This window comes from Streptomyces tsukubensis, from assembly GCF_003932715.1.
GTDB lineage: Bacteria > Actinomycetota > Actinomycetes > Streptomycetales > Streptomycetaceae > Streptomyces > Streptomyces tsukubensis.
Window position 1 is genome coordinate 1,079,821 of sequence record NZ_CP020700.1, and the last position, 23,084, is coordinate 1,102,904.

Annotated in this window: 26 protein-coding genes; 9 read left to right on the plus strand and 17 right to left on the minus strand. The window is 73.2% G+C overall.

The annotated features are described in order from the left end of the window. Positions 1–31: 31 nt before the first annotated feature. Entirely contained in the window at positions 32–922 is an 891-nt protein-coding gene (locus B7R87_RS03370; RefSeq protein WP_233169020.1) for a Gfo/Idh/MocA family protein, read from the minus strand. Then, on the minus strand, positions 810–2,249 hold the full coding sequence (locus tag B7R87_RS03375) for an FAD-dependent monooxygenase (RefSeq protein WP_006350486.1): 1,440 nt from the start codon (positions 2,247–2,249) through the stop codon (positions 810–812). Before B7R87_RS03375 ends, B7R87_RS03370 begins: the two co-directional genes overlap by 113 nt. A gap of 81 nt (positions 2,250–2,330) precedes the next feature. Here B7R87_RS03375 and B7R87_RS03380 point away from each other — a divergent pair, with 81 nt between their 5' ends. Both B7R87_RS03380 and B7R87_RS03385 read left to right on the plus strand, forming a co-directional pair. Then, positions 2,331–2,978, plus strand: coding sequence for a TetR/AcrR family transcriptional regulator (locus B7R87_RS03380; protein WP_006350485.1), 648 nt, complete (start codon positions 2,331–2,333; stop codon positions 2,976–2,978). 115 nt (positions 2,979–3,093) lie between these two features. Continuing rightward, complete coding sequence (locus B7R87_RS03385; RefSeq protein WP_233168758.1) at positions 3,094–3,552, plus strand: hypothetical protein; 459 nt, start codon at positions 3,094–3,096, stop codon at positions 3,550–3,552. 16 nt (positions 3,553–3,568) lie between these two features. On the opposite strand, the gene B7R87_RS03390 is transcribed toward B7R87_RS03385, so the two are convergent. The 7 genes from B7R87_RS03390 to B7R87_RS03420 all read right to left on the minus strand — a co-directional run bounded on the left by B7R87_RS03390 (position 3,569) and on the right by B7R87_RS03420 (position 9,791). Further along, positions 3,569–4,051, minus strand: a complete 483-nt coding sequence (locus tag B7R87_RS03390) for a hypothetical protein (RefSeq protein WP_233168759.1) — start codon at positions 4,049–4,051, stop codon at positions 3,569–3,571. A gap of 256 nt (positions 4,052–4,307) precedes the next feature. After that, entirely contained in the window at positions 4,308–4,991 is a 684-nt protein-coding gene (locus B7R87_RS03395) for a uracil-DNA glycosylase (RefSeq protein WP_006350483.1), read from the minus strand. A 108-nt stretch (positions 4,992–5,099) separates the two neighbouring features. After that, positions 5,100–6,677 carry an ABC transporter substrate-binding protein gene (locus B7R87_RS03400; protein WP_006350482.1) on the minus strand — a complete coding sequence of 526 codons (1,578 nt, stop codon included), beginning with the start codon at positions 6,675–6,677 and terminating at the stop codon, positions 5,100–5,102. A gap of 118 nt (positions 6,678–6,795) precedes the next feature. Continuing rightward, complete coding sequence (locus B7R87_RS03405; RefSeq protein WP_006350481.1) at positions 6,796–7,572, minus strand: SDR family oxidoreductase; 777 nt, start codon at positions 7,570–7,572, stop codon at positions 6,796–6,798. A 12-nt stretch (positions 7,573–7,584) separates the two neighbouring features. Beyond that, positions 7,585–8,346, minus strand: coding sequence for a 3-oxoacyl-ACP reductase FabG (gene fabG / locus B7R87_RS03410; protein WP_006350480.1), 762 nt, complete (start codon positions 8,344–8,346; stop codon positions 7,585–7,587). A gap of 201 nt (positions 8,347–8,547) precedes the next feature. After that, positions 8,548–8,931: a DUF3037 domain-containing protein gene (locus tag B7R87_RS03415; protein ID WP_006350479.1), complete on the minus strand. Its 384-nt coding sequence runs from the start codon at positions 8,929–8,931 to the stop codon at positions 8,548–8,550. Beyond that, entirely contained in the window at positions 8,928–9,791 is an 864-nt protein-coding gene (locus tag B7R87_RS03420; RefSeq protein ID WP_006350478.1) for a HipA family kinase, read from the minus strand. The genes B7R87_RS03415 and B7R87_RS03420 overlap by 4 nt, the downstream gene beginning before the upstream one ends. Before the next feature lie 245 nt (positions 9,792–10,036). Between B7R87_RS03420 and B7R87_RS03425 the strand changes: the two genes are divergently transcribed. Then, complete coding sequence (locus B7R87_RS03425) at positions 10,037–10,774, plus strand: hyaluronoglucosaminidase (protein ID WP_040916890.1); 738 nt, start codon at positions 10,037–10,039, stop codon at positions 10,772–10,774. A gap of 29 nt (positions 10,775–10,803) precedes the next feature. Beyond that, positions 10,804–10,983, plus strand: coding sequence for a hypothetical protein (locus tag B7R87_RS03430; protein ID WP_006350476.1), 180 nt, complete (start codon positions 10,804–10,806; stop codon positions 10,981–10,983). 66 nt (positions 10,984–11,049) lie between these two features. On the opposite strand, the gene B7R87_RS03435 is transcribed toward B7R87_RS03430, so the two are convergent. Both B7R87_RS03435 and B7R87_RS03440 read right to left on the minus strand, forming a co-directional pair. Next, on the minus strand, positions 11,050–11,871 hold the full coding sequence (locus B7R87_RS03435) for a class I SAM-dependent methyltransferase (RefSeq protein ID WP_006350475.1): 822 nt from the start codon (positions 11,869–11,871) through the stop codon (positions 11,050–11,052). 139 nt (positions 11,872–12,010) lie between these two features. Continuing rightward, entirely contained in the window at positions 12,011–12,655 is a 645-nt protein-coding gene (locus B7R87_RS03440; protein ID WP_233168760.1) for an SRPBCC family protein, read from the minus strand. A gap of 168 nt (positions 12,656–12,823) precedes the next feature. Between B7R87_RS03440 and B7R87_RS03445 the strand changes: the two genes are divergently transcribed. Next, entirely contained in the window at positions 12,824–13,477 is a 654-nt protein-coding gene (locus B7R87_RS03445; RefSeq protein ID WP_006350473.1) for a TetR/AcrR family transcriptional regulator, read from the plus strand. Between the two features lie 129 nt (positions 13,478–13,606). Continuing rightward, a complete protein-coding gene (locus B7R87_RS03450; protein WP_006350472.1) occupies positions 13,607–14,089 on the plus strand; it encodes a Rieske (2Fe-2S) protein in 483 nt (160 codons plus the stop codon). A gap of 33 nt (positions 14,090–14,122) precedes the next feature. Here B7R87_RS03450 and B7R87_RS03455 read toward each other — a convergent pair whose 3' ends face one another. After that, entirely contained in the window at positions 14,123–14,866 is a 744-nt protein-coding gene (locus B7R87_RS03455; protein ID WP_006350471.1) for an isochorismatase family protein, read from the minus strand. A 199-nt stretch (positions 14,867–15,065) separates the two neighbouring features. On the opposite strand from B7R87_RS03455, the gene B7R87_RS03460 reads away from it, so the two are divergent. Then, the gene (locus B7R87_RS03460; RefSeq protein WP_040916888.1) at positions 15,066–15,509 is read left to right on the plus strand and encodes a pyridoxamine 5'-phosphate oxidase family protein; all 444 of its coding nucleotides are present in this window, start codon (positions 15,066–15,068) and stop codon (positions 15,507–15,509) included. 29 nt (positions 15,510–15,538) lie between these two features. Here the strand turns inward: B7R87_RS03460 and B7R87_RS03465 are convergent, their stop codons facing one another. Then, positions 15,539–16,474: a LysR family transcriptional regulator gene (locus tag B7R87_RS03465; RefSeq protein ID WP_130585348.1), complete on the minus strand. Its 936-nt coding sequence runs from the start codon at positions 16,472–16,474 to the stop codon at positions 15,539–15,541. A gap of 74 nt (positions 16,475–16,548) precedes the next feature. Between B7R87_RS03465 and B7R87_RS03470 the strand changes: the two genes are divergently transcribed. Beyond that, positions 16,549–17,766 carry a DMT family transporter gene (locus B7R87_RS03470; RefSeq protein WP_006350468.1) on the plus strand — a complete coding sequence of 406 codons (1,218 nt, stop codon included), beginning with the start codon at positions 16,549–16,551 and terminating at the stop codon, positions 17,764–17,766. Positions 17,767–17,827: 61 nt separating this feature from the next. Here B7R87_RS03470 and B7R87_RS03475 read toward each other — a convergent pair whose 3' ends face one another. Beyond that, the gene (locus B7R87_RS03475) at positions 17,828–19,165 is read right to left on the minus strand and encodes an aminotransferase class I/II-fold pyridoxal phosphate-dependent enzyme (protein ID WP_130585349.1); all 1,338 of its coding nucleotides are present in this window, start codon (positions 19,163–19,165) and stop codon (positions 17,828–17,830) included. 34 nt (positions 19,166–19,199) lie between these two features. Between B7R87_RS03475 and B7R87_RS03480 the strand changes: the two genes are divergently transcribed. Then, positions 19,200–19,889, plus strand: coding sequence for a pyridoxamine 5'-phosphate oxidase family protein (locus tag B7R87_RS03480; RefSeq protein WP_006350465.1), 690 nt, complete (start codon positions 19,200–19,202; stop codon positions 19,887–19,889). A 67-nt stretch (positions 19,890–19,956) separates the two neighbouring features. On the opposite strand, the gene B7R87_RS03485 is transcribed toward B7R87_RS03480, so the two are convergent. The 3 genes from B7R87_RS03485 to B7R87_RS03495 all read right to left on the minus strand — a co-directional run bounded on the left by B7R87_RS03485 (position 19,957) and on the right by B7R87_RS03495 (position 22,878). Further along, on the minus strand, positions 19,957–20,931 hold the full coding sequence (locus B7R87_RS03485) for a DMT family transporter (RefSeq protein WP_040916885.1): 975 nt from the start codon (positions 20,929–20,931) through the stop codon (positions 19,957–19,959). Between the two features lie 199 nt (positions 20,932–21,130). Beyond that, positions 21,131–22,189, minus strand: coding sequence for an EamA family transporter (locus B7R87_RS03490; protein ID WP_006350463.1), 1,059 nt, complete (start codon positions 22,187–22,189; stop codon positions 21,131–21,133). A 143-nt stretch (positions 22,190–22,332) separates the two neighbouring features. Then, positions 22,333–22,878: a Clp protease N-terminal domain-containing protein gene (locus tag B7R87_RS03495; RefSeq protein ID WP_130585350.1), complete on the minus strand. Its 546-nt coding sequence runs from the start codon at positions 22,876–22,878 to the stop codon at positions 22,333–22,335. Positions 22,879–23,084: the final 206 nt, after the last annotated feature.

Genomic DNA, 23,084 nt, shown 5'->3' on the forward strand with positions numbered 1-23,084 from the left:
CGGACCCGGGCGGCTGCCGTCGGCGTCCGGGTCAGCCGGCCTGTTCGAGGGCCCGGACGACGATCTGTTCGCACAGTTCGTGGGTCCGCAGGGCATCCCGGGCGCTGAGCACCTTGCCCGCGCGGACCGCGTCGAGGAAGCCCAGGACCGCCTGCTCCAGACCGCGCTGGCGGGCGACCGGCACCCAGTCGCCGCGACGGCGCACGCTGGGCTGCCCCTTGTGGTCGATCACCTCGGCCAGATTGCGGACCTCGCGCTTGGAGTCCTGGCCGGAGACCTCCAGGATCTCCTCGGTGGAGCCGCTCAGGTGGTTCATCGTGCCGATGGCGGTGAAGCCGTCGCCGGAGAGCTGGAGCACGACGTGGTGCATCAGCCCGCCGTCTATCCGGGCCCGGACGTCGGTGTGGGTGACGGTGCCGGGGACGAGGAAGCGCAGGGTGTCGACGACGTGGATGAAATCGTCGAAGACGAAGGTGCGCGGGTCCTCCGGGAGGCCGATGCGGTTCTTCTGCATCAGGATCAGCTCGCGCGGATGCTCCAGGCACTGGGCGTAGCCGGGCGCGAGACGGCGGTTGAAGCCGACGGTCAGGGAGACCCCGCGGGACTCGGCCAGCTCCACCACCCGCCGCGCCTCGGCGTAGTCGTACGCGATCGGCTTGTCGACATAGGTGGGGATACCGGCCTCCAGCAGGGCCGTGACGATCTCCGGGTGGACCGCGGTCGGGGCGTGGACGAACGCGGCGTCCGGCCCCGCCGCGATCAGGGAGTCCAGGTCGGTGTGGCGGGCCGGGTCCGGGATGCGGTAGGTGTCACCGGTCCGGGCGAGGGTGTCGGCACTGCGGGTCTGCAGATGCAGTTCGACCCCGGGCAGGGTGCCCAGGACCGGGAGGTACGCCTTCTGCGCGATATCGCCGAGACCGATGCAGCCGACCTTCACTGAGCCTCCTGGTGCTGTCGCCGTCCGCCCTGGTGCGGGCCGGTTCAGCATACGTGCGGCGCGGCGGCCGCCAGTCGGCGATTCCGTCGAAGGCCCGGACCGCGGCCCCGGGGCCCAGAAGGGCGGTGAGGGCCATCAGACCGTCCCGGAGGGCGACCGCCGGGCGGCTGTGCAGGGAGTGGAGGCGGAACACGCGGGCGGCGCGGCGGACGATGCGGGACGTGCGGGGCAGCCGGTCGGCGGTGTACGCGGCGAGGCCGGCGCCCAGGTCGGCGCCGGCGCAGTGGTGGGCGAGGACGACGGCGTCCTCCACGGCCTGGTTGCCGCCCTGGCCGAGTGAGGGTGCCATGGCGTGGGCCGCGTCTCCGACGAGGACGGTACGGCCGCGGTGGAAGGCGGGCAGCGGATCGGTCATCTGGTGGACGTCGTGGCGGAGGACACCCTCCGGGGCCGCGGCGGCGATCAGCCGTGGAATCGGGTCGTGCCAGTCGCCGTAGCGGCGCAGCAGCTCGGCCCGTTCGTCGTCGGCGCGTTCGCCCTCGGGCGCCACGGCCGCCGCATAGGCGTAGATCCGGCCGTCCTTCAGGAGATGGCTGCCCCAGATACGGCCGGCGCCCCAGGTCTCGTGGGGCTGGAACCCGTCAACGCCGCAGCCGCCGCAGCCGCCGCAGGCGCTGCAGGCGCCGGGGACGACGATGCGCCAGGTGGTGAGACCGGAGTAGCGGGGTCCGGGGTGGTCGGGGAAGAGGACCCGGCGTACGGCGGAGTGGATGCCGTCGGCACCGACCACGAGTTCGGCCTCGATCCCGGTCTCCGGCCCGGCCCCGGGTCCGGTCCCGGCGGGTCCGGTCGCGGTGGCCGGTCCGGTCCCGTCGTACCGGACGGCGACCCGTGCGGGACGCCCGCCGGCCGCTCCGGGGTCGACGAGCCGGGCGGGGCTGCCGGTGCGCACGGTGCCGTCCGGCAGCCCGCTCAGGAGCCGTTCGATCAGGGTGGCCCGGTGCAGCAGCACGACGGGGCCGCCGAACCGGGCGGCCAGTGCTTCGCTGTTCATCCGGGTGAGCCACCGGCCGCCGGGGTTGCGCAGTCCCCCGTCGCCCTGCCAGGCGGCCAGGGAGCGGATCTCGTCGCCCAGCCCCACCGTGTCGAGGGCCCGCTGCGCGTTGGGGGCGAGGGCGATCCCGGCCCCGACCGGGTCGAGGGAGGGAGCCCGCTCCAGGACGGTGACCTGCCAGCCGTCCCGGTGGAGGGCGACGGCCGCGGTCAGCCCTCCGATTCCGCCGCCGATCACGACGGCACGCTGCTTCGTCATGGGCACCCCTCCGTTCAACTACATCTGTAGTGACGGCATCAACGCTACTACATATGTAGTGCGGGCGGTAGATTGGGTCGTATGACACGACCCATCGCCTCCGGACCTTCCGGGGCCGGACCTGCGGCGACCCGCGCCGAGCTGATTGCCGACACCGCCCTGCGGCTGCTGGCGGAGCGCGGGATGCGCGGGCTCACCCACCGGGCCGTGGACGAGGTCGCCGGACTTCCCCAGGGCTCCACATCGAACGGCGCCCGCACCCGGCTCGCCCTGCTGGAACTGGCCGTACGGCGGCTGGCCGAACGGGAGGCGGAGGTGCTCGGCATGACCGGTCTCCCGGGGCCGGGCAGCGGACTCGCGGCGTTCGCCGACGCCTTCGCGCTCGCCGTGCACCGCTATCTGACCGGCCACCGCCAACTGGTCGTGGCCCGGTACGAACTGGCCCTGGAGGCCACCCGCCGCCCCGAACTGCGCGCCGTCTACGATGCCGCGGGCGGCCGGATGCGCGCCCCGCTGATCGCCCTGATGGCCGGGGCGGGGTCGGCCGCACCGGAACGGCACGCGCTGTCCCTGATCGCCTGGGCGGACGGGCTGATGTTCACCTGTGCGGCGGGCTCGTACCACGATGCGGTCCCGAGCCGGGAGGACCTCAGGACCGGCTTCGGGGAGCTTCTGCACGGCATGCTCACACCCCCGGAGCCCGCCCCGGGGCCCCCGCCGACCCCCTGAACGGCCGGGGCGGGCCCGGTACCCGCCCCCGAGCACCCGCCCGCTGTCACTCGTACGGAGCAACGTGCGCGCGTACGGCTCCGTACGCGCCCCCGGGCCCAGCAGAGTGGCGACCGTGCCGCGAACGACGAACGCCACCGCCGCCCTGACCGCGCTGACGGTCTGGGCCGTCCTCGGTCTCAGCGTCACCGGCTGTGTGACGGTGGCCCCGCAGCGCTCCGCGGAGCCCGCGCCCCCACCGCCCACCAGTGCGCCGCCGCCCCCCGTCGTACACCCCCAGATCGTCCGTCAGCCGGCGCTGGAGTCGCTGGTCCGGCCGTCCGGACCGGCGCCGTCGCCGAGCGCGTCGCGGACCGTGCGCCCGGCGGCTCCCCCGCCCCGGACGGAGCGCCGGCGGCCGCCCGCCGCCACCCCGGAGCGCCCACGGCACCGCCCCGTGCAGCCACCGCGCCGGCCCGTTCCCGCGGTACGGCCGGGGTCCGTCCCGGACGTCTGCGGACTGGCCGAGTCCTACGGCAGCTGGAGCCGGAACAGCGCCCAGGCCAGGATCTGCCGGGACGCCGCCCGCTACTGAGCCCGGCCCGTACGGATCACCCGAGCGGGCCGCCCGGGTCGAGCTGCCGCGCCAGCGCGTCGATTCCGGTACGGATCCGCCGTCCATGACCGTCGTCTCCGCCGAGGGCGTCCAGCGCGCCGCGGGCCCGGGCCAGATGGAGCCGGGCCGCCTCCGGGTGGTGCAGCCGCAGATAGCCCACGGCGAGGTCGAGATGGAGCGCGGGGCCGAGCGCGCGCAGGGCCTGCGCGGCCTCCGGGGACGCCTTCCCGGCCCGGCCCGCGTCGGCCGCGGCGAGGGCCCGCAGATCCCAGGCGAGGGCATCGCCCGGATCGTCCTGCGCATCTGCGAGATAGCGGGCGAGCGTACAGCGGTGGAGCGCCTCGCCGCCGTCGCCGAGTTCGGACCAGAGCGCGGCGAAGCGGTTCCGGGCCTCTTCGCGGTCGCCGGCGTGGAGCAGCATGGCGGCCTGCCCGATCCGGGTCGTCAGGGCATCGTCGAACGCCTGTTGCTGGGTCACCGCGGCCTCCCGCGTCGGTGCGGCGCCGGGGTGGCGGCTCCCGCCCCGGCGGTGGCGCTGATTCCGCCGGGAGCGACGCTAACCGCAGACCGTACGAATCCGTGTCAGGCCGGGCCCTGCGGCCCGGTCCGGCACCGGGCGCGCCCGGTGCCGGACAGCCGGACGTCGCCGCCGCTTCCCCCCGTCGGCCGCCGGCCGCCCCGGCACGGCCTCCGGCCCGCATCCGGGGTCCCGGATGGGGGCCGGAGGCAGCAGGTCAGCCCAGGTTCGGGATGCGCCAGTCGATCGGCTCGTGCCCCTGCGCCGCGACCGCCGCGTTGATCTGCGTGAACGGCTGGGATCCGAAGAACTTCTTGGCCGACAGCGGCGACGGGTGCGCGCCCTTGACGACCACGTGCCGGGTCTCGTCGATCAGCGGCAGCTTCTTCTGCGCGTAGTTCCCCCAGAGGACGAAGACCGCGGGATCGGGCCGCTCGGCCACGGCCCGGATGACCGCGTCCGTCACCTTCTCCCAGCCCTTGCCCTTGTGGGAGTTGGCCTCACCGGCCCGGACCGTCAGCACGGCGTTGAGCAGCAGCACCCCCTGCTGGGCCCAGGGCATCAGATAGCCGTTGTCCGGGACGGGCAGCCCGAGCTCCGCCGCCATCTCCTTGTAGATGTTCCGCAGGGACGGCGGAATCTTGACGCCCGGCCGGACCGAGAAGCACAGCCCGTGGCCCTGCCCCTCGCCGTGGTAGGGGTCCTGGCCGAGGATGAGGACCTTGACCTTCTCGTACGGAGTGGCCTCCAGGGCGGCGAAGACCTCCTCACGGGGCGGATAGACCGGCCCCCGGGCCCGCTCCTCCTCGACGAACTCGGTCAGCTCCTTGAAATAGGGCTTCTGCAGCTCGTCGCCGAGGACGCCGCGCCAGGACTCGGGCAGCAGGTCGGTGTCGGTCACGTCAAGAACCTCCGGAATGCGTTGCGTTGCCGAGCACAGAACCTACCGGGACCCACTGACAACGGGTCCGGCCGCCCGGTCTTCAGCGCCTCCGGACACCCCGGATCCTCACCACTTGCCCTTGCGGAACAGCTCCCAGACCTGCATCACGGTCTGCGGGTCGAGGGCCCGCTCGGCGCCGCCGATCTCCGCCGTGGTGGCGAGGTACAGCTTGCCCTGCCAGAGCGGCAGCAGCCGGACGTCGGCGGCCATGATCTGCTGGGCCCGGTGGAACTGGCGGGCGACCGCACCCCGGTCGACCTCCTGCCTCGACTGCGGCAGCAGCTTCTCGGTGATCTCCGCGTTCCGGTACGGCGTGTTCAGGGCGTTCCGCTCGCCGACGAAGGGGGCGATGAAGTTGTCCGGGTCGGGGAAGTCGGGGAACCAGCCGCGCCCGAAGACCGGGTACTGCCCGGCCGAGTACCCCTTCTGGAACTCGGCCCACGGCTTGCCCCGTACGGTCACCCGGAACAGCCCCGAGGTGTCCAGCTGCTTCTTGATCTCCGCGAACTCGGCCTCCGTCGAGGAGCCGTAGCGGTCGGTGGCGTACCACAGCTCCAGCGGCACGGGCTCGTCGATCCCCGCGTCTTCGAGGATCTTCCGGGCCTTGTCCCGGTCCGGCTCGCCGTAGACGTCGAAGAACTGGCCGGTGTGTCCGGCGATCCCCTTGGGGACCATCGAGTAGAGCGGCTCGGCCGTGCCGCGGTAGACCGTGCGGACGAGCTTTCCCCGGTCGATGAGCTGGGCTATCGCCCGGCGCACGGCGAGCTTTCCGGCCACCGGGTCGGCGGCGTTGAAGACCAGGTAGCGGATGTCCGCACCGACCGACTCCACCAGCCGGAGATTCTTGTGCTGGGGCAGCCCGTCCTGGAACTTGCCGACCTCGGGCGCGCTCAGTCCGCGGTAGGTCACGTCGATCTTCCGGTCCTCCAGCGCCTTGACCATCGTGGCCGAGTCCTTGAAGTACCGGATGGTCACGGAATCGTTCCTGCGCTGGGCGAACCCCTTGTACGAACCGTTCCTGTCCAGCTCGGCCCGGTCGCCCTTGGCGTACTTCTTGAGGACGTACGGCCCCGATCCCGTGAGCTTTCCGTCGGTGCGCAGCTCATCGGCGGGGTACTCGCCCGGCGGGACCAGCGAGAGCGCGGGCGTGGCCAGGATGAACGGGAAGGTGGCGTCGGGGACCTTCAGCCGGAAGGTGACGCTCCGGCTCCCGCTGGTCTCCACCGAGGCCAGGGAGCCCAGCAGCGCCTGCGGCCCCTGCTTCGAGTTGATCGTACGGATCCGGTCCACCGTGTGCTTGACGGCCCTGGCGTCCAGCTTCTCCCCGTTGGAGAAGGTCAGGTCCTTGCGGAGTTCGCAGGTGTACGTCCTGTTGGCCGCGTCGCTGAACTTGCACTCCGCGGCGTCGGGCTGCGGAGTCGTGCTCCCGGTCGGAAAGCTGAGCAGCGTCTGGAAGACGTTCCGGTACAGCTCCCAGGAGCCGTCGTAGGCGGCGGCGGGGTCGAGCGTCGACGGCTCGCTGACCGTTCCGACGGTGACGTTCCCCTTGCCGTCGGCCTCGGCGTCGGTGAACACGCCGCATCCCGCGAGCAGGGAGATGGACGCCAGGGCCCCGGCGCCTCGCAGAGAGTTCCGGTAGAACACGTGCGCACGCTCCTCTTTCGGCCGCGATCCGGCGGACCCTACCGCAGTGCCCCACCGGGGTCGGATCCGGATCCCGGCAGGGCACTTGATCGGTCGGCGCCGCTCGGCGCGATGTACCTCAATGCACTCCGGCTGTGAGGAAGATACCTCCGTCGACCACGAGCGTCTGCCCCGTGATCCAGTCCGATTGCGAAGAAGTGAGAAAAGCTGCCGCGCCTCCGATGTCCTCGGGCACACCGAGCCTGCCGAGCGGGTACTCGGCGGCCGCCTCGGCCTCCCGGCCCTCGTACAGCGCCCGGGCGAACCGTGTCCTGACGACGGCCGGGGCGATGGCGTTGACCCGTACCCCGGGAGCGAATTCATGGGCGAGCTGCACGGTCAGATTGACCATGGCCGCCTTGCTCATCCCGTACGCGCCGACGAGCGGCGACGGGGCGAGCCCGGCGACGGACGAGATGTTGACGATCGCCCCGCCGTGCTCGCGCTGCCAGGCGTGCCAGGTCTGCTGCGCGAAGCCGAGCGCGGAGATCACATTGGTGTCGTACACCTTGCGGACGACCCCGAGGTCCAGATCCGCGAGCGGTCCGTAGACCGGGTTGGTGCCCGCGTTGTTGACGAGGAAGTCGATTCGGCCGAAGGCCTCCATCGTGCGGGCCACGGCCGTGACGCGGTGCTCGTCGTCATGGGCCTTGCCCGCGACGGCGATCACCCGGTCCGGGCCGAGCCGCGCCACGGCGTCCCGCAGCGCGTCCTCGCCGCGGCCGGTGATGCAGACCCGGTCGCCGCGCGCGACCAGCGCTTCGGCGACCGCGTATCCGATACCCCGGCTGGCGCCGGTGACCAGGGCGACCCGTCCGCTGTCGGCCGCCGGTCCCTCGTTCGTTGCGCTCTCCACGGCCCGCCCCCGTCAGTCGAGCGGTCCGCCGGCCACGTACAGCACCTGTCCCGAGACGAAGCCCGTGTCGTCGGCGGCGAAGAAGGCGATCGCCCCGGCGACGTCCTCCGGACGGCCGACGCGCTGGACCGGGATCTGGGTGGCCGCGGCCGCCTGGAAGTCCTCGAAGTCCATCCCGACCCGGGCGGCGGTCTGCGCGGTCATCTCGGTGGCGATGAATCCGGGGGCGACGGCGTTCGCGGTGATGCCGAACTTGCCGAGCTCCTTGGCGAGGGTCTTGGTGAACCCCTGGAGTCCGGCCTTCACGGCCGAGTAGTTGGCCTGGCCCCGGTTGCCGAGGGCCGACGACGACGAGAGCGAGACGATCCGCCCGAAACCGGCGTCCACCATGTGCTTCTGGCACGCCCGTGCCATCAGGAAGGCGCCCTTGAGGTGCACGTTCATCACCGTGTCCCAGTCGGACTCGGTCATTTTGAAGAGCAGGTTGTCCCGCAGGACGCCCGCGTTGTTGACGAGGACGACCGGCGGACCGAGTTCGGCGGCGATCCGTTCGACGGCGGCCTCGACCGCGGCGGCGTCGGAGACGTCGCAGCCGACGGCGAGCGCCCGGCCGCCGGCCGAGGTGATCTTCTCGACGGTCTCGGCGCACGCCGCTTCGTCGAGGTCGAGTACGGCGACGGCGCGGCCGTCGGCCGCCAGCCTGACCGCGGTGGCCGCGCCGATGCCGCGCGCGGCTCCGGTCACGACGGCTACGCGCTGCTCGGTGGTGGACATGCTGCTTCTCCTCGCCCTGGGTGGGGGCTCGCCCGGGATGCCCCGGACCGGGTTCCGTCCCCTGTCCGAGGCGTACGACGCCCGAGTGAGCGACCGCTTAGTACCATTCCGCAGACGTGACGCTAGAAGCAGCGGCACCCGGTGTCAACGGTCACCCGGAGGTGCGGCGCACGGCCGGGTGACCGTCGGCACCGGGTCGGCTCACCGCACCAGCAGTTCGTGGAGGCGCGCCAGTTCGGCCGCGGGGTCGGCGGTCAGACCCGTGTGCACCGGGCCCGGCTGGACGACCGTGGAACGGGGCGCCACCAGCCAGCGGAAGCGGCGGCCTGCATCGTCCCCGGCGGCCTGACCGGCGCCCGCGCCGCCGCCGCAGACGCCTTCGACGGCGTGCAGGGCCGCGCGTACCCCCGTCGTATCGGCGTCCGGGTCGAGGGCCTTCAGCTTCACCTCGTCCAGATGGGTGAGCGCGCCGACGAAGGACCGGGCCCGGCAGTACAGCACGACGCCCGCGTTGAAGTACTCCCCGCGCTCGACCCGCGGGACCACCCGCAGCAGCGCGTACTCGAAGACGACCCGCCCGCTCATGCGTCCGCGCCTTCCGTGCCGGTGCCCGCCGGGCGCTCGCCGCCGCCGGTGACCGGGAGCCGGCCGACCAGCCAGCCGGGCGCCTGCGAGGGCCGGGGTTTCGAGGGTTCGTTCAACGTGATCCGTTCATGGATGGTCGCGGCGCGCGGCAGCAGGGCGGCGACATAGGCGCGGCGCAGCTCGTCCGTGGTGTCGAAGCCGGGCTCGTCGACCAGCCATTCGTCCGGCACCTCGGCCGTGACCTCGGTCAGCAGCTCCTCGGTGACGAGGGGGGCGAGTTCGGCGGCGGCAGCGGCGACGTCCGGCCGGAAGGGGGCGAGGGCGTGGTCGGAGGCGTCGTACGGCTTGGCCGCGGATGCGGCGGCCCCCGGCCAGTTGTGGTGCCAGATCATGGTCGCGCCGTGGTCGATGAGCCAGAGGTCGCCGTGCCACACCAGCATATTGGGGTTGCGCCACGACCGGTCGACGTTGTTGATCACGGCGTCGAACCAGACGACCCGGCCGGCCTCGGCCGGGTCCACCTCGTAGGCGAGCGGGTCGAAGCCGATGGACCCGGGCAGATAGTCCATGCCCAGATTGAGCCCGCCGCTGGCCTTGAGCAGCTCCTGCACCTCCTGGTCGGGTTCGCCGAGCCCGATGACCGGGTCGAGCTGGACGGTGACCAGCTCCGGCATCCGCAGTCCGAGCCGGCGCGCGAGCTGCCCGCAGACGACCTCGGCCACCAGCGTCTTGCGGCCCTGCCCGGCGCCGGTGAACTTGACGACGTAGGTGCCGAGGTCGTCGGCCTCGACGATCCCGGGGAGGGAACCGCCCTCCCTGAGGGGTGTGACATAGCGGGTTGCGGTGACTTCGGTCAGCATTTCCCCAGGCTATACGGCGGCTGTACGGCACGATGCCGCCACGATCCGGGGCAGGAAGGGGCGGCCCGGCCGGGCACCGGAGGCCGCGGCCGGTCCGGTGCCGCAGGGCCCGGAGGCCGTCACCCGGGCCATCACACGGTCATCACGTGTCCGTCACCGCGATCCGGTACAACCAATGCCGGTCCGCCGGGGTCCTGCTGACACCTGCCGTTGGCATGTGCATACAGATGTGGGAAAGAGGACGCATGGCTGTGAACCGGAGACTCTTCCTGGGCGGATTCACCGCGGGGGCGGTGACCGTGGCGGCGGGCACTGCGACGCCCGCTGCGGCCGCGGCGGCCCAGGGGCCGACGACGACGTTCGACGGGCCCGTGGTCGCCGAGCGCTTCAGCACGAACTCGACGGTCAACTCCGCCTTCCTGAAGACGACGTCCACGACCGAGCACGCCGCGACCGTCTACCAGGCCGGGACCTCGGGCAGCGGGGTCGCCCTGAACATCGTGTCGGACAACCCGGACAACTCGGCGGTCTACCTCACCGGCCGGGAGAAGACCCGCGGCACCCTGAAGATCTCGCACATCGGCCATGCGGACGGGTCCGACGCGGACGCCGCCGCCGTGTCCATCGACCTGAAGACGGCCGGAACCGCCACGCAGGGCATCTTCCTGACCGCCACGGACGGTGCCACGACGGGCAATCTGATCTGTCTGCGCAACAACGGCCGCGACGATTTCGTCGTCAAGGGCAGCGGACGCGTCGGCATCGGTCTGGCGGTGGGCTCCGCCCCCTGGTCCCAGCTCCATGTCGTCCAGCGGCCGGGGGCCGACTCCGCGCTGATGGTCGAGGGAGCGGTACGGATCGTCGACGCCGCGACCGTACCGACGGCGGTCGACTCCAAGGGCGGCGGCACGCTCTACGCACAGGGCGGCGAGCTGATGTGGCGCAGCGCGAACGGCAACGTCACCCGTATCGCCTCGGCCTGACCGAGCTGCGACAGGAACGGACGACGACTGTGCAACTGACACCCGAGGAACTGGTCGCGGAGTTCCATGACGCCGTCATGGAGCTGTACTTCGCCCGCAAGCGCATCGCGCATCTGGAGGCGGAGAACGAAATGCTCCGGGTACGGCCGGCGGAGGCCGGGCCGGGCAGTACGGAGCAGACGGGGGCGGCAGCCGAAACCGTGCCCTGATCCCGCCTTGCGGCGGCGCGGATCCCCCGCCCGTCCGCTGCCGGAGCGCCCCGCCGGCGCTCCGGCTCAGCGGGCCCGGACGGCCGTGACCGTGTAGTAGTCGAGGATTCCGCGCTCGTAGGCGCGCAGGAAGTTCCGCGGCCAGGTCCCCGGGTCCCACCAGCGGCTGAGCCACAGGTCCCACCCCGGCCAGACGTGCGCCCCGATCGGCTCGACGCGCACCTGCGTGAGCCCGGCCGCCGAGAAGGCGTCCGCGAGCGCCGCCACCGGCCGGGCGAGGTCCAGGCCGTTGGCGAAGGTCTCCAGCAGCTCTGCCAGTTCCCCCGGCCGGGTGGGCTCGTCGTCCACGGTGAAGAAGCTGGTCACGGCCGTACGGCCGCCGGGCCGCAGGACCCGCGCCGTCTCCTCGGCGAAGGCGGTGAGGTCCGGGAAGTGCTGGGCGGCCTCGACGCTGACGACCACGTCGTACGCATCGTCGTCCGACGGGATCTGCTCGGCGGCTCCCCGGACGAACCGCAGCCGGTCCGGCATGCGGCGGAGCAGGTCCGGGTGGAGATCGCGGGCGCGCTGCAACTGCTGCGGATGGACGTCCAGACCGGTCACCGAGGCGGGTCCGTACTCCTCCAGGGCGAGCGCGCAGCCCCGTCCGAGTCCGCAGCCCACTTCCAGGACCCGGTCCGAAGCGCGCACTGCCGCGGCGTCCAGGACGTGCCGGTAGAGATCCTGCTGGCTGCGGATCCGCTCCTGCTCCCCCGGCGGACGGGCCGGATCGGCCGCCCGCCAGTAGCCGAAGTTGATGAATCCGCCGCCGAAGATCGGCTCCGCGCCCAGATCGTCCGGGCCGTACGTCTCGCGCACCACGGAGCGCATCGGAACACCGTCCGCCACTCTTGCCTCCCTCGGAACCCGCACCCTCCCCATCATGCCCGGATCCGCCGTCCGTACCCGGGACGAAAGGCACCCCGGCCGGATCCGGAGGCGCGAATCCAAAACGGACGGTGGAGGCGCGGGCCCGGCGTTCCGCGGTTCAGTGCCGGCCGGTGCCGGATCCCGTCTCGGCGGCGGTCTTCAGATCGCGCAGCCATGCTTCGAGGCCCTGCCGGAGGATCTCGGTCGCGATCTCGGGGACCGCTTCGACCTGGGGGCCGGTGTGGGTCTCCTCGGTGGCGACCCGGACCCCGCCCGGCACCTTGGTGAAGGTCCACACATGGATGCCGTCGATGCGCAGCCCCTCGGCGGTCGCGGGGCCGGTCCACCGGATGCAGGAGCCGCGTTTGAGCTGCCCGACGGTCGAGGTGATCTCCATTTCGGTGGCGGGGGTGACCGGGTTGGGAGGTACGGGGAGGGTCCAGCGGAAGGCCGAACCCTTCCTGAAGGGGCCGTGGTCCAGGCGTTCGGCACTGGTGACGGAGCCCTTCCAGGACGGCCAGCGCGCGACATCGGTCTGGAGCTTCCAGATGGTGTGCAGCGGGGCGTCGATCACGGTCTCGGTCCGGTGGCGAACCTTCGCGCCGGGGTCGACGCCCTGGCCGCGGCAGGTGAGGGGCGCGCCGGGGCGGTCGGGGCCGGCCGCGGCGGGCGCGGCGGCGGTGCCGAGGAGGCCGAAGAGGAGGGTGGTGGTGCACAGGGCGGCGCGGATTCCGGTGCCCATGAACCCCATGAACGTAGACATGTCGTTCCCCTTGTCGGTCGTTTCGCGGGCCGGAAGGAACCCTACCGTTAACTGCTCTCGCTTTCGTTAGAAGCTATAACTGAATGAGACGGCCGGTCAACGGGTTGAGTGATAACCTCTAACGAAATCTTGGAGCCGTCACGGAGACGCCGGGAGAGGTGGCCGTCCATGGGGGACGCGGATCCGGGGACTCCCCGGGAGCGGTACCGGGCCCAAGTGCGCGCGGAGATCAAAGAACGCGCCTGGGAGCAGATCGCCGCGGCAGGGGCGTCCGCGCTCTCCCTCAACGCCATCGCCAAGCAGCTGGGCATGAGCGGCCCCGCGCTCTACCGCTACTTCGCCGGCCGCGACGATCTCATCACCGAGCTGGTCCGGGACGCGTACCGGAGCCTCGCCGACACCGTCCGTACGGCCGCCGCGGCCGGTGCCGGCCTCGCCGCGCTGGCGCACACACTGCGCGACTGGGCCCTGGCGGACCCCCAGCGGTATCTGCTCGTCTACGGCACCCCCGTTCCCGGCTACCACGCGCCCGAGGACATCACCGGCATCTCGTCCGAGATCATGGCCGTCCTTCTCGACGCCTGCGCGGCGCTCGCCCCGGCCGGGCCGCCGACACCGTTCGACAGCCATCTCGCGGACCACCGGAACTGGGCCGGCGCGCATCCCGCCCCGCCCGCGGCCCTCCATCTGGCCCTGGCCTTCTGGACCCGGGTGCACGGTCTGCTCTCCCTGGAACTCTCGGGCCACTTCGCCGGAATGGACTTCGAACCCGCCCTGTTCTTCGCGGCCGAGGTGGACGCCCTCACGGCGCGCGGCGCCTGACCCGGATCCGGCCGGGGTACCGGCCGAAACGGTGAACCTGCGCGCGACCGGGCACGTACTCCCTCGCAGAGGCCGGACGATCCTGGTGAACCCGGCCCACGGGACCGTGAGAAGAAGGAGCGCACACAGATGTCCGGATCACAGCGGGAGCCCCGCACCGTCTGCCGCAGGACCGTCGTCGCCGCGGTGGGCGGGGCCGGTCTCGCGGTCGCGCTGACGGCGTGCGGCTCGGACGACGAACCGTCCGGGAGCGGCAAGAAGGACGCCGGGAGCACCGAGGCGAGCACCGGCGGCACCTCGGGCGGTACCGACGGCGGCACCGACGGCGGCGGCAAGGTGCTGGCCAAGGTGGCCGACATCCCCGAGGGCGGGGGCAAGGTGGTCGGCGATGTGGTGATCACCCAGCCGGTGAAAGGCGAGTTCAAAGCCTTCTCGGCCAAGTGCACCCATCAGGGGTGCGCGGTGCGGAGCGTGGAGGACAACGTCATCGTCTGCCCCTGCCACGACAGCCGGTTCGACGCGTCCGACGGCAGCGTCAAGGGCGGCCCGGCTCCGCGCCCGCTGCCGCCCACCGCGGTACGGCAGGAGGGCGATTCCATCGTGCTGGCCTGATGCCCGCCCGCGGCGCGGCGGTGTCCGCCCGGGTCAGGGGGTGTGCCGGCGCCAGACGTCCAGCACCGCCCGGCAGGTGGTGACGGTGGCCACGGGCGCCAGGGTGTGACGGAGCATCGCGGGGGTGTAGTCGGCGGGCACCCCCGCGATCGCGTCCCGCGGTACGACGGCCGTATAGCCGAGGTTGACCGCGTCGAACACGGTGTTGGGTACGGCGACGTTCGCCGACACTCCGGTGATCAGGAGGGTCCGGCAGCGGAGATTGCGCAGCAGCGGGTCCAGCCCGGTCCCGGCGAGGGGCGACAGACCGTGCAGCCGCCGCACGACGAGGTCCTCGGCCGCGGCTTCGACCGGCGGCGCGGGTTCCACGGCCGGGGTGCCGGAGTGCTGCTGTACGGGGAGGCCCGCGAGAGCCCGGAAGAGCGGGGCGTTGAGGTTGGCCCCCCGCCCGTCGGGGCGGCGCTCGGCCACCGCGTGGACCACCTGGACGCCGGCCGCGCGCGCGGCGGCGGCCAGCCGGGCGATCCGGTCCAGGACTCCGGAGCGCCGCGCCTCGGCGGCGAGTTCGGGCAGGGCGCTCCGCACTCCGACGACACCGCGCTGGCATTCGACGGTGAGCAGGACGGTGGTGGCCGGGTCGAGCAGCCGGGACAGCCGGTCGCGCGCCGCGGACCCAGGCCCGGTTTCAGCCTCGGCTTCGGGCCCGGTCTTCCGCCCGTTTCCGTTTCCGTTTCCGGTTCCGCTTCCGGGTTCGGGTTTCGGTGCGCCGGACGGCATCTCGGGATCCTTCCGCCGGGTACGGGGTCACCGCGTCCACCCCGCGGCACCCTTGCGCCCCGGAGGCGTAACACCCATCCTTCCTGACACACCGTCAGACAACAAGTCCGTGCGGGCACTCCGTACGGGCCGGGAGGGGGTGGCGGCAGTGCCGGAGCAGCGCCGGCCCACGGACGCACAGCGCCGGGGGCGCCGGATCATGATGACCCCCGAGGAGACCGACGCCTTCCTCGCCGGGCAGCGGACCTGCCGGGTCGCGACCGTCTCACCGGACGGCCGCCCGCACGCCGGTGCGCTCTGGTACGTCTGGGACGGCACGTCCTTGTGGCTCTACTCCGTCGTCCGCAGCCGCCGCTGGGCCGATCTGCGGCGCGATCCCCGGATCGCGGTCCTGGTGGACGCCGGGGAGGAGTACGGCGAGCTGCGCGGTGTGGAGCTGTCGGGCACGGTGGTTCCGGTCGGGGCGTCCCCGCGGACCGGGGAGCCGTGCGCGGAGCTGCGGGAGCCGGAGATGCTGTTCGCCCGGAAGTACTTCGGCCTGGACGCGATGCCGCACGACGGGCGGCACGCCTGGCTTCGGCTCACCCCGGACGCGGTGGTGTCCTGGGACTTCCGCAAACCGGGGCGCACCGCTCCGGCCTGATCCGGGGGCGGGCCGGCCCCGGAGCCGGATCAGAGCGCCCCGGCCCGCCCCGCTCCCGGAGCCGCGCCGACGGCCGCGGCCGCGTCGGCCAGCGCCCCCACGGTCGCCCGGACGGACGGCCGCCGGTCGGCGTCGGTGCGCCACACCGCGTACACATGCCGCATCACCCGCTGGCGTACGGGAACGAGCGCGACGCCCTCCGGCACCGGACCGCGCCCCAGCCGGGGCGTGACGCAGACCCCGCAGCCTGCCGCGATCAGCGCCAGCTGGGTGTGGTGCTCGCCCGCCAGATGCGGGATGCGCGGCTCGATTCCGCGCGAGCGCAGCGTGAACGTCAGCCATTCGTGGCAGAACTCGCCCTCGGGCCACGACACCCAGTCGTCGTCGGCGAAGTCCTCCAGATCGACTTCCGCCCGGCCCGCCAGGGGGTGCCCGGCGGGCATGGCGACATCGGGCGCGTCGTCGAGCAGATGGGCCTGGGCCAGCCCGCCGGGCACGGGCAGCCGCTTGTTGCTCCAGTCGAGGACGACGGCGAGGTCGTAGTCGCCCCGGACGACTCCGCGGATACCGTCCTCGGGCTCCGTCTCGCGGGTACGCACCCGCAGGTCGGGGTGGCCGGTCCGGAGGGCGGAGAGCATGCCGGGGAACAGCCCGCGGGCCGCCGTCGGGAACGCGGCGACCTGCACCTCCCCCACCACCTGCCCGCGCTGCGCCTCGATATCGGCCTGCGCCGCTTCGACCTGGGACAGGATCCGGGCGGCGTGACCGGCGAGCAGTCGGCCCGCGTCGGTGAGCCGCACGCCGCGCCCGTTCTTGGCGAGCAGTTGCTGTCCGACCTCCCGCTCCAGCTTGGAGAGCTGCTGGGAGACGGCGGAGGTCGTGACGTGCAGCCCCTCGGCGGCGGCGCTCACCGAGCCGTGGCGGGCGAGGGCGTCCAGGGTCCGCAGGCGCTCCAGATTCAACATGTAAGAAAGGCTAATCCATGCGCGGAAGAAATTATCACTTGTGCTACGAGATTTTCGGGGCGACAGTAGACGTCATGACCACCGCCGCCCGGGCCGTTGCCGCCCCCTCCGCCGCCCTCCCGGGCGCACCCCGCCGCTCCCGGGTGGACTGGCGCCTGCGCTTCGCTTTTCTCTCCGTCGTATGGGGTTTCAGCTTTCTGCTGACCAAGGTCGGCACCTATGGGTTCGCCCCGTTCCAGGTGACCCTCGGCCGTCTCGTCTTCGGTACGGCGGTGCTGGCCGTGGCCCTCGCGGTGCGGCGGGAGGGCCTGCCGCGCGGGCGGCGGACCTGGCTGCATCTGACGGTGTCCGCATTCCTGCTGAACGCCCTGCCCTTCTCCCTCTTCGCCTACTCCCAGGAGACGATCCCCTCCGCGCTGGCCGCGATCTGCAACGCGACGTCGCCGCTGTGGGGCATGGTCCTGTCCCTGGTCGCCCTCTCCGAGGACCGGCCGACCAGGCGCCGCGTCGCCGGACTCGGCATCGGCTTCCTCGGGGTGCTCACGGTGCTCGGCGCCTGGCAGGGATTCTCCGGGATCGCCCCGGGTGGCACCGCAATGGCGCTGCTGGCCTCCCTGAGCTACCCGGTCGGCTGGATATACATCCGCCGCACGCTGGCGGGGAGCAGCCACTCGAATCTGTCGCTGACCACCGCCCAGCTGACGGTCGCCACGGTCCAGCTCGCCGTCGTCACCCCGCTGTTCGCCGGTTTCCCGACCTCGTTCCCGGTGGTGCCGCTGCTGTCCGTCGCCGCGCTCGGAGCGCTGGCCACCGGCCTCGCGATGCTCGTGCAGTACGGGCTGGTCGCCGAAATCGGTCCGACGACGGCCCAGATGGTCACCTACTTCACCCCGGTCATCGCGACGGTCGCGGGTGTGACGGTCCTCGGTGAGCATCTGAGCTGGAGCACTCCGGTGGGCGCCCTGGTGATCATCGCGGGCGCGGCGCTCAGCCAGTCCCGCCCCAGGGCCCGGGCCCGGACTGCGGCACCGGTGGCGCGGGGCGGCCCCTCCGTCCCACCACCGGTCCAGCCCGCCGTCTCGCCCTCCGTCTCGCCCTCCGTCCCGTCCGCCCGGGGCCCGTTGCCCGTGAAGGCGCGGGGCGCCGGGGCGGCCGAAGAGGTTCCGGCAGCCGGAGAGAGTGCTCCGGATCCGGACCCCGACCCGGATCCCCGCCCGGCGGCCGGACGGGCCGAAGAGGTGCCCACCCGCGCCCCGGCCTCCGCGGCCTCGGGTGGCACCGGGGAGATATGAGGGCGTTCCGCCTCCCGCCCGGCACTCCAGGGTCCGCGGATGGAGCGGGGCGCGGTTGCCTTCAGCCGTAGCTCCGTCGCCTGACGGGCCCCACGGCCTGGGCGACGGCCTCGGCCAGCGGGCCGATATCGTCCCCGGTGAGCGTGGAGACGGTGAGCCGGATACCGGGCGGGGCGGCGATCCGGAAGCGCGCCCCTGGCGCGACGGCCCAGCCCGCGTGCAGCAGCCGGGCGACCGTCCCGGTCTCGTCGGCGACCGGCACCCAGACGTTCATCCCGCTCCGCCCGTGGGCGAGGACGCCCCGCCGGGCCAGGGCCGCGATCAGCGCGTCGCGGCGGCTGCCGTAGGCCGCCGCCACCTCGGCCGGGTCGATCGCCCCCGTGGTCCACAGCCGGACGACGGCGAGCTGGAGCAGTCGGCTGACCCAGCCCGGGCCGACGAACTGCCGTCCCTCCACCCGGTCCACGGTGACCGGGTCGCCGGTGAGCACGGCGGTCCGCAGATCGGGGCCGTAGGCCTTGGCCGTGGAACGGACGAACGCCCAGCGGTCCGTGCTCCCCGCCAGAGGGTGCAGCGGCAGATCGACGATGCCGTGCCCGTGATCGTCCTCGATGAGCAGGGTGCCCGGGGAGCGGGCCAGGACGTCCCGCAGCACCGCGGCGCGCTCCGCGCCGACCGCGGCGCCCGTCGGATTCTGGGCGCGGGCGGTGACGACGACCGCCCGGGCACCCGCGGCGAGCGCCCGGGCCACCCCGTCCGGCAGCGGCCCGTCGTCGTCGACGGGGACGGGGACCGGCCGCAGCCCCAGCGCCGGGACGAGGTCGAGCAGATTGCCCCAGCCCGGATCCTCCACGGCCACCTGGTCCCCGGGCCGCAGATGCGCCGCGAGTACGCGTTCGATGGCGTCGAGCGACCCCGAGGTCACGGCGACGGGCCCGGGCGGCACCCCGCCTGCGTCCAGCGCCACGCGGGCGAGTCGGGCCAGCTCGGGCTCGACGGTGGGCCCCCCGTAGAGACCGTGGTGCGAGGTCTGCCGATTGCGCCGCGCGGCGTCGGCGAGGGCGTCCTCCAGCGGGGGCAGCAGCGCCGGATCCGGATTGCCTTCGCTCACGTCCCGTACGCCGGGGGGCGCTTCGACCCGGAGCGCCCCCCGCGCGGTACTGACCGGCCGGGGCAGCACCCGGCTGCCCCGGCGGCCCGCCGTCTCGATGATCCCGCGCTCGCGCAGGGTCCGATAGGCGGCGGCGACCGTGTTCGGGTTCACCCCGAGGGTCTCCGCCAACTCCCTCATGGGCGGCAGCAGTTGCCCGGGCTCCAGCGCACCGTCGGCCACCCCGCGCTCCACGCTGGCCGCAATGTCCGATGCGCGACGCCCCACAATCCGATACTCTCCTAGCACAAACAGCATTATGCACTAGTGCAATGGAGTTGTCATGTCGGATGCCGCGCCCGATGTCGTCCCGGCGGTCCCGGACGCCTATGCCCCGACCGAGCGGACCGTGCCCACCCGCAGCCGGGAACGCGCCGCGTACGACCGCGAGACGGTCCACGCGATACTCGACCAGGAGTACGTCTGCCATCTGGGCTTCGTCCGCGACGGCCGCCCGGTCGTGCTGCCCACGCTGTACGGACGGGTCGGTGAGCGGTTGTACGTCCACGGCTCGACCGGCTCCCGCCCGCTGCGGATGGCGGGCGGCGAGGACCCCGGTCTCGCGGTGTGTCTGACGGTCACCCACCTCGACGGTCTGGTGCTGGCCCGCTCCGCCTTCCACCACTCGATGAACTACCGCTCGGTGATGGTCCACGGCATCGCCCACCAGGTCACCGATGCCGAGGAGAAGCTGGCCGCCCTGGACGCGCTGGTCGACCACGTGGTCCCCGGCCGGTCAGCCGACTCCCGCCCGGCGAACGCCAAGGAGGCGGCGGCGACGGCCGTCCTCCGGCTCGACCTGGACGAGGTGTCGGCGAAGATCCGCACCGGCGGCCCCAACGACGAGCCGGAGGACCAGGACCTGCCGTACTGGACGGGCGTGGTCCCGGTGAGCAGGGCGTACGGCACCCCGGTGCCCGCCGAGGACCTCGCGCCCTCCGTCGTACTGCCCCCCTATCTCCAGGGGTACTGAGCCTCTCCAGGTCACACCACCGGCTCCGGGGCCCCGCCCGGGCGGGGCCCCGGAGCCGTATCCGCCGCTACGCCCCGACGCGACCCGGGCGGGCTTCCGCCCGGGCCAGCCCCACGACCGCCGTGAGCAGCAGCAGCGTGCCCAGCACGGTTGCGCCGGTGAGCCGTTCACCGAGGAACGCGGTGGCCACGACGGCCGCGCTGACCGGCTCCAGCAGCATCACCACCGAGACGGTCGCGGCCCGGACGGCGGCCGCGCCGACGAAGTAGAGGACGTACGCCAGCGCGGTCGGCACCGCCGCCACGTACCCCAGCAGCACCAGCACGCGCAGCGGATCCCCGCTCGCCGGGAAGAGGCCCTCGGCCAGGGCGAGCGGCAGCAGGCAGACCGCACCGATACCGAACGACCAGGCGGTGGTGGTCACCGCGTCGGCCCCGCCGCCGCGGCCGAGCCCCCGGGCGATCAGGGTGATCGCCGCATAGCCCGCCGCGGCGAGCAGCGCGAGGAGCACCCCTGGGGTGCGTACGGTGCCGTCCTCGCCGCCCAGTACCAGGACCGTCAGACCGGCGAGCGCCCCGCCGACGGCGAGCGCCCCGCCTCCGCCGAGCCGCTCCCCCAGCAGCAGCCGGGCACCGGCCGCGATCAGTACGGGCCCGGCCCCGAGGGTGACCACGGTGGCGACCGCCAGCCCGGTGGCGTCGACGGCGGCGAAGTAGGCGCTCTGGAAGACGGTGAGTCCGGCACCGGCACCCAGGATCCGCAGCAGCCTGCGCCGCCGGGACTCCGGCCGGACGGTACGGACGGCACGCGCCGCTCCCGGCCGCCGCCGCAGCGCCAGCACCCCGAGCAGCAGAAGCAGTCCGCCCGCACAGCGCCAGAAGGAGAGGGACAGCGGCCCCGGCCCGCCCGCGGCGAACACCAGGGAGGCCGCCGCGCCCGCGGTCCCCCAGGCAAGGCCGGCGACGATCAGACAGAGCAGGCTCCGCCCGACGGGCGGGGCGGCCGCGCCGCCGGGAAGGGACGGCGGCACGGGCCCGGGCACACCGAGGGAAGGGATGGACGAGGGGTTCGACACGTGTGGTCTCCGTGGAGGAAGGACGGGAAGAGGTCGTCGCTCTGCGCGGGACGCGGGCAGCGACGGACCGCCCGGGGACACCCCGGGCCCGGTCCTCGTCGGAGAAGGGCGCCGCCCGCGCTAGCGGGCGGGAGGCGGAAGCACGGTCGAATGCATGATCGGGACCTTATGCCCCGGAACGGCCGGCCGACAACTCCCCTTCGGCGCCGGGCCGCAGCCCGGCCGGGGCCGGATCCCCGGCGTGTACGGCGTCCCGGGAGCCGGCCGGATCCCCGGCGCGGACGTCGCCCCCGGAGGCGACCGGCCCGGACGGGGCCTTCGGCGCCTGGGACTGCGCGATGAACGCCCCCGTCAGCACCAGCGCCCCGCCCACGATCTGCGGCAGCGACAGGTGTTCCCGCAGCAGCACCCAGGCCAGCACGGTGGCCACGACCGCTTCCAGACAGGCCACCACCCCCGCGACCTGCGGCGACAGCTTCCGTACCGAGACGACGCCGGTGACATAGGCGAAGACGGTCGCGATGAGGACGACCCAGCCGAGCAGCAGCCAGGCCTGCACCTCGCTGCCGCCCATCGTGACCGTGCCGCCGAGCAGTCCGGCGTCCATGGTCCAGGGCCGGGCGACGATCGTCAGTACGGCCGCACCGACCAGCAGCCCGTAGGCGATCACCCCGAGCGGATCCGCCCGGGTCTCCTCGTCGCCGCTCCCGTGGTCCGCCAGAAGGAAGTAACAGGCCTGGCAGCAGGCCGCGCCGAGGGCCAGCAGCAGTCCGAGGACGTCGAAGCTCAGCCCGGCCCACACCTCGACCACACAGGCCAGACCGGTCACCGCGAGCACCACGCCGACGGCCGCGGCACGGGTGACCGGCCGCCGCTGGACGAACCGGATCCACCCCAGGACCAGCGCCGGGCCGAGGTATTCGACGAGCAGCGCCACCCCGACCGGAATCCGGGAGATGGAAGCGAAGTAGAAGGCCTGCACACCGGCGACCGCGAGCAGTCCGAAGCCGAGCAGCAGCACCGGTTTGCGCCGCACCAGATCACGGTGCCGCCAGGCGAGCGGCAGCATCACCAGCGCCGCGCCGGTCACCCGTAGCCACACCACGTGCAGCGGGTCCAGCCCCGCCTCGATCAGCGGCTTGGCCGCCACACCCGAACCGCCGAACGCAAGGGCGGAGGCCAGGGCGATGCCCAGGCCGCTTTTTCTCCCGGAAGTCGCCTGCATCGGCACATCATGCCAGCAGCCGTCATGAGCGTCGACCAGGTGACGCATGTCGAGACGGTACGGAATCCGAGGGGCCGCAAGGCTCTGGCACCGCCGCCCGGGCGGAACCCCGACTGCCGTGCCCCGTCACGTACCGGACACCCTCAGGACGCTTCGGCGATCTCGCCTCCGGCCCGCTCCCGGAGGGATTCCGGATCCACCCCGGCACGCCGCAGCACCTCCGCCGCCCGGCACTCCGGGTCGGCCGCCAGCGCGGCGAGCAGATCGACCCCGGCTGCGCGCCCCGCCCCCCGCCGGGCGGCCTGCTCCAGCGCGCCGTCCACCGCACCGACCGCCGAGGGCGACCAGGCCCCGCCGCCGGACCGCGGGAGCGGAAGGCGTACGACGGGCACCGCGCCCGAATCCTCCACCGCACCGCGCCAGCGCAGCCCGTACCCGATGCTCCGCTGCGCGAGATACCCGCGGACGCGGGCGACCTTGGGCCCGGGGCCGAGCGCGGCCCGCGCCTCCGGATCGGCTTCCAGGAGGGAGTGCAGCAGATGTGCGGTGTCGATCTGGCGGTCCCCGTCCCGCAGGGCCCGGCGGCGCGCACCCGCCACCACCGAAGCGAGTTCGGGCGTGAGCCGTCCATTGGGGTCGGTATGCGGTACGGGCAGCGGGCGGGGCGATCGCGGGGCGGAGTTCTGCACAACTCCCACCTCATCAGTCAACGGCCCTGAAAGCGTCCCCGTCCGGGGCTATTCGCCCATCCCACAGAAGTTGGGCACACCTGGCCCATTACTCCTCCTTGCGGATGAGATCGCGACACCTTCCCACGGGGCCCGCGCGCCGCCTTGCCCGCGCGCGCCCCCTGCGCCCCGGATGCCTCGTAAAAGTGCCTCGGGCAAGCAACCGC

Bases quoted from the DNA above. Each gene is read 5' to 3' on its own strand.
- B7R87_RS03460 (WP_040916888.1), top strand. From the start codon at position 15,066: ATGATGACCCCCGAGGAGACCGACGCCTTCCTCGCCGGGCAGCGGACC.
- B7R87_RS03490 (WP_006350463.1), bottom strand. From the start codon at position 22,189: ATGCAGGCGACTTCCGGGAGAAAAAGCGGCCTGGGCATCGCCCTGGCC.
- B7R87_RS03470 (WP_006350468.1), top strand. From the start codon at position 16,549: ATGACCACCGCCGCCCGGGCCGTTGCCGCCCCCTCCGCCGCCCTCCCG.
- B7R87_RS03375 (WP_006350486.1), bottom strand. From the start codon at position 2,249: ATGACGAAGCAGCGTGCCGTCGTGATCGGCGGCGGAATCGGAGGGCTG.
- B7R87_RS03380 (WP_006350485.1), top strand. From the start codon at position 2,331: ATGACACGACCCATCGCCTCCGGACCTTCCGGGGCCGGACCTGCGGCG.
- B7R87_RS03420 (WP_006350478.1), bottom strand. From the start codon at position 9,791: ATGCTGACCGAAGTCACCGCAACCCGCTATGTCACACCCCTCAGGGAG.
- B7R87_RS03425 (WP_040916890.1), top strand. From the start codon at position 10,037: ATGGCTGTGAACCGGAGACTCTTCCTGGGCGGATTCACCGCGGGGGCG.
- B7R87_RS03450 (WP_006350472.1), top strand. From the start codon at position 13,607: ATGTCCGGATCACAGCGGGAGCCCCGCACCGTCTGCCGCAGGACCGTC.
- B7R87_RS03480 (WP_006350465.1), top strand. From the start codon at position 19,200: ATGTCGGATGCCGCGCCCGATGTCGTCCCGGCGGTCCCGGACGCCTAT.
- B7R87_RS03465 (WP_130585348.1), bottom strand. From the start codon at position 16,474: ATGTTGAATCTGGAGCGCCTGCGGACCCTGGACGCCCTCGCCCGCCAC.
- B7R87_RS03440 (WP_233168760.1), bottom strand. From the start codon at position 12,655: ATGTCTACGTTCATGGGGTTCATGGGCACCGGAATCCGCGCCGCCCTG.
- B7R87_RS03455 (WP_006350471.1), bottom strand. From the start codon at position 14,866: ATGCCGTCCGGCGCACCGAAACCCGAACCCGGAAGCGGAACCGGAAAC.
- B7R87_RS03415 (WP_006350479.1), bottom strand. From the start codon at position 8,931: ATGAGCGGGCGGGTCGTCTTCGAGTACGCGCTGCTGCGGGTGGTCCCG.
- fabG (WP_006350480.1), bottom strand. From the start codon at position 8,346: ATGTCCACCACCGAGCAGCGCGTAGCCGTCGTGACCGGAGCCGCGCGC.
- B7R87_RS03445 (WP_006350473.1), top strand. From the start codon at position 12,824: ATGGGGGACGCGGATCCGGGGACTCCCCGGGAGCGGTACCGGGCCCAA.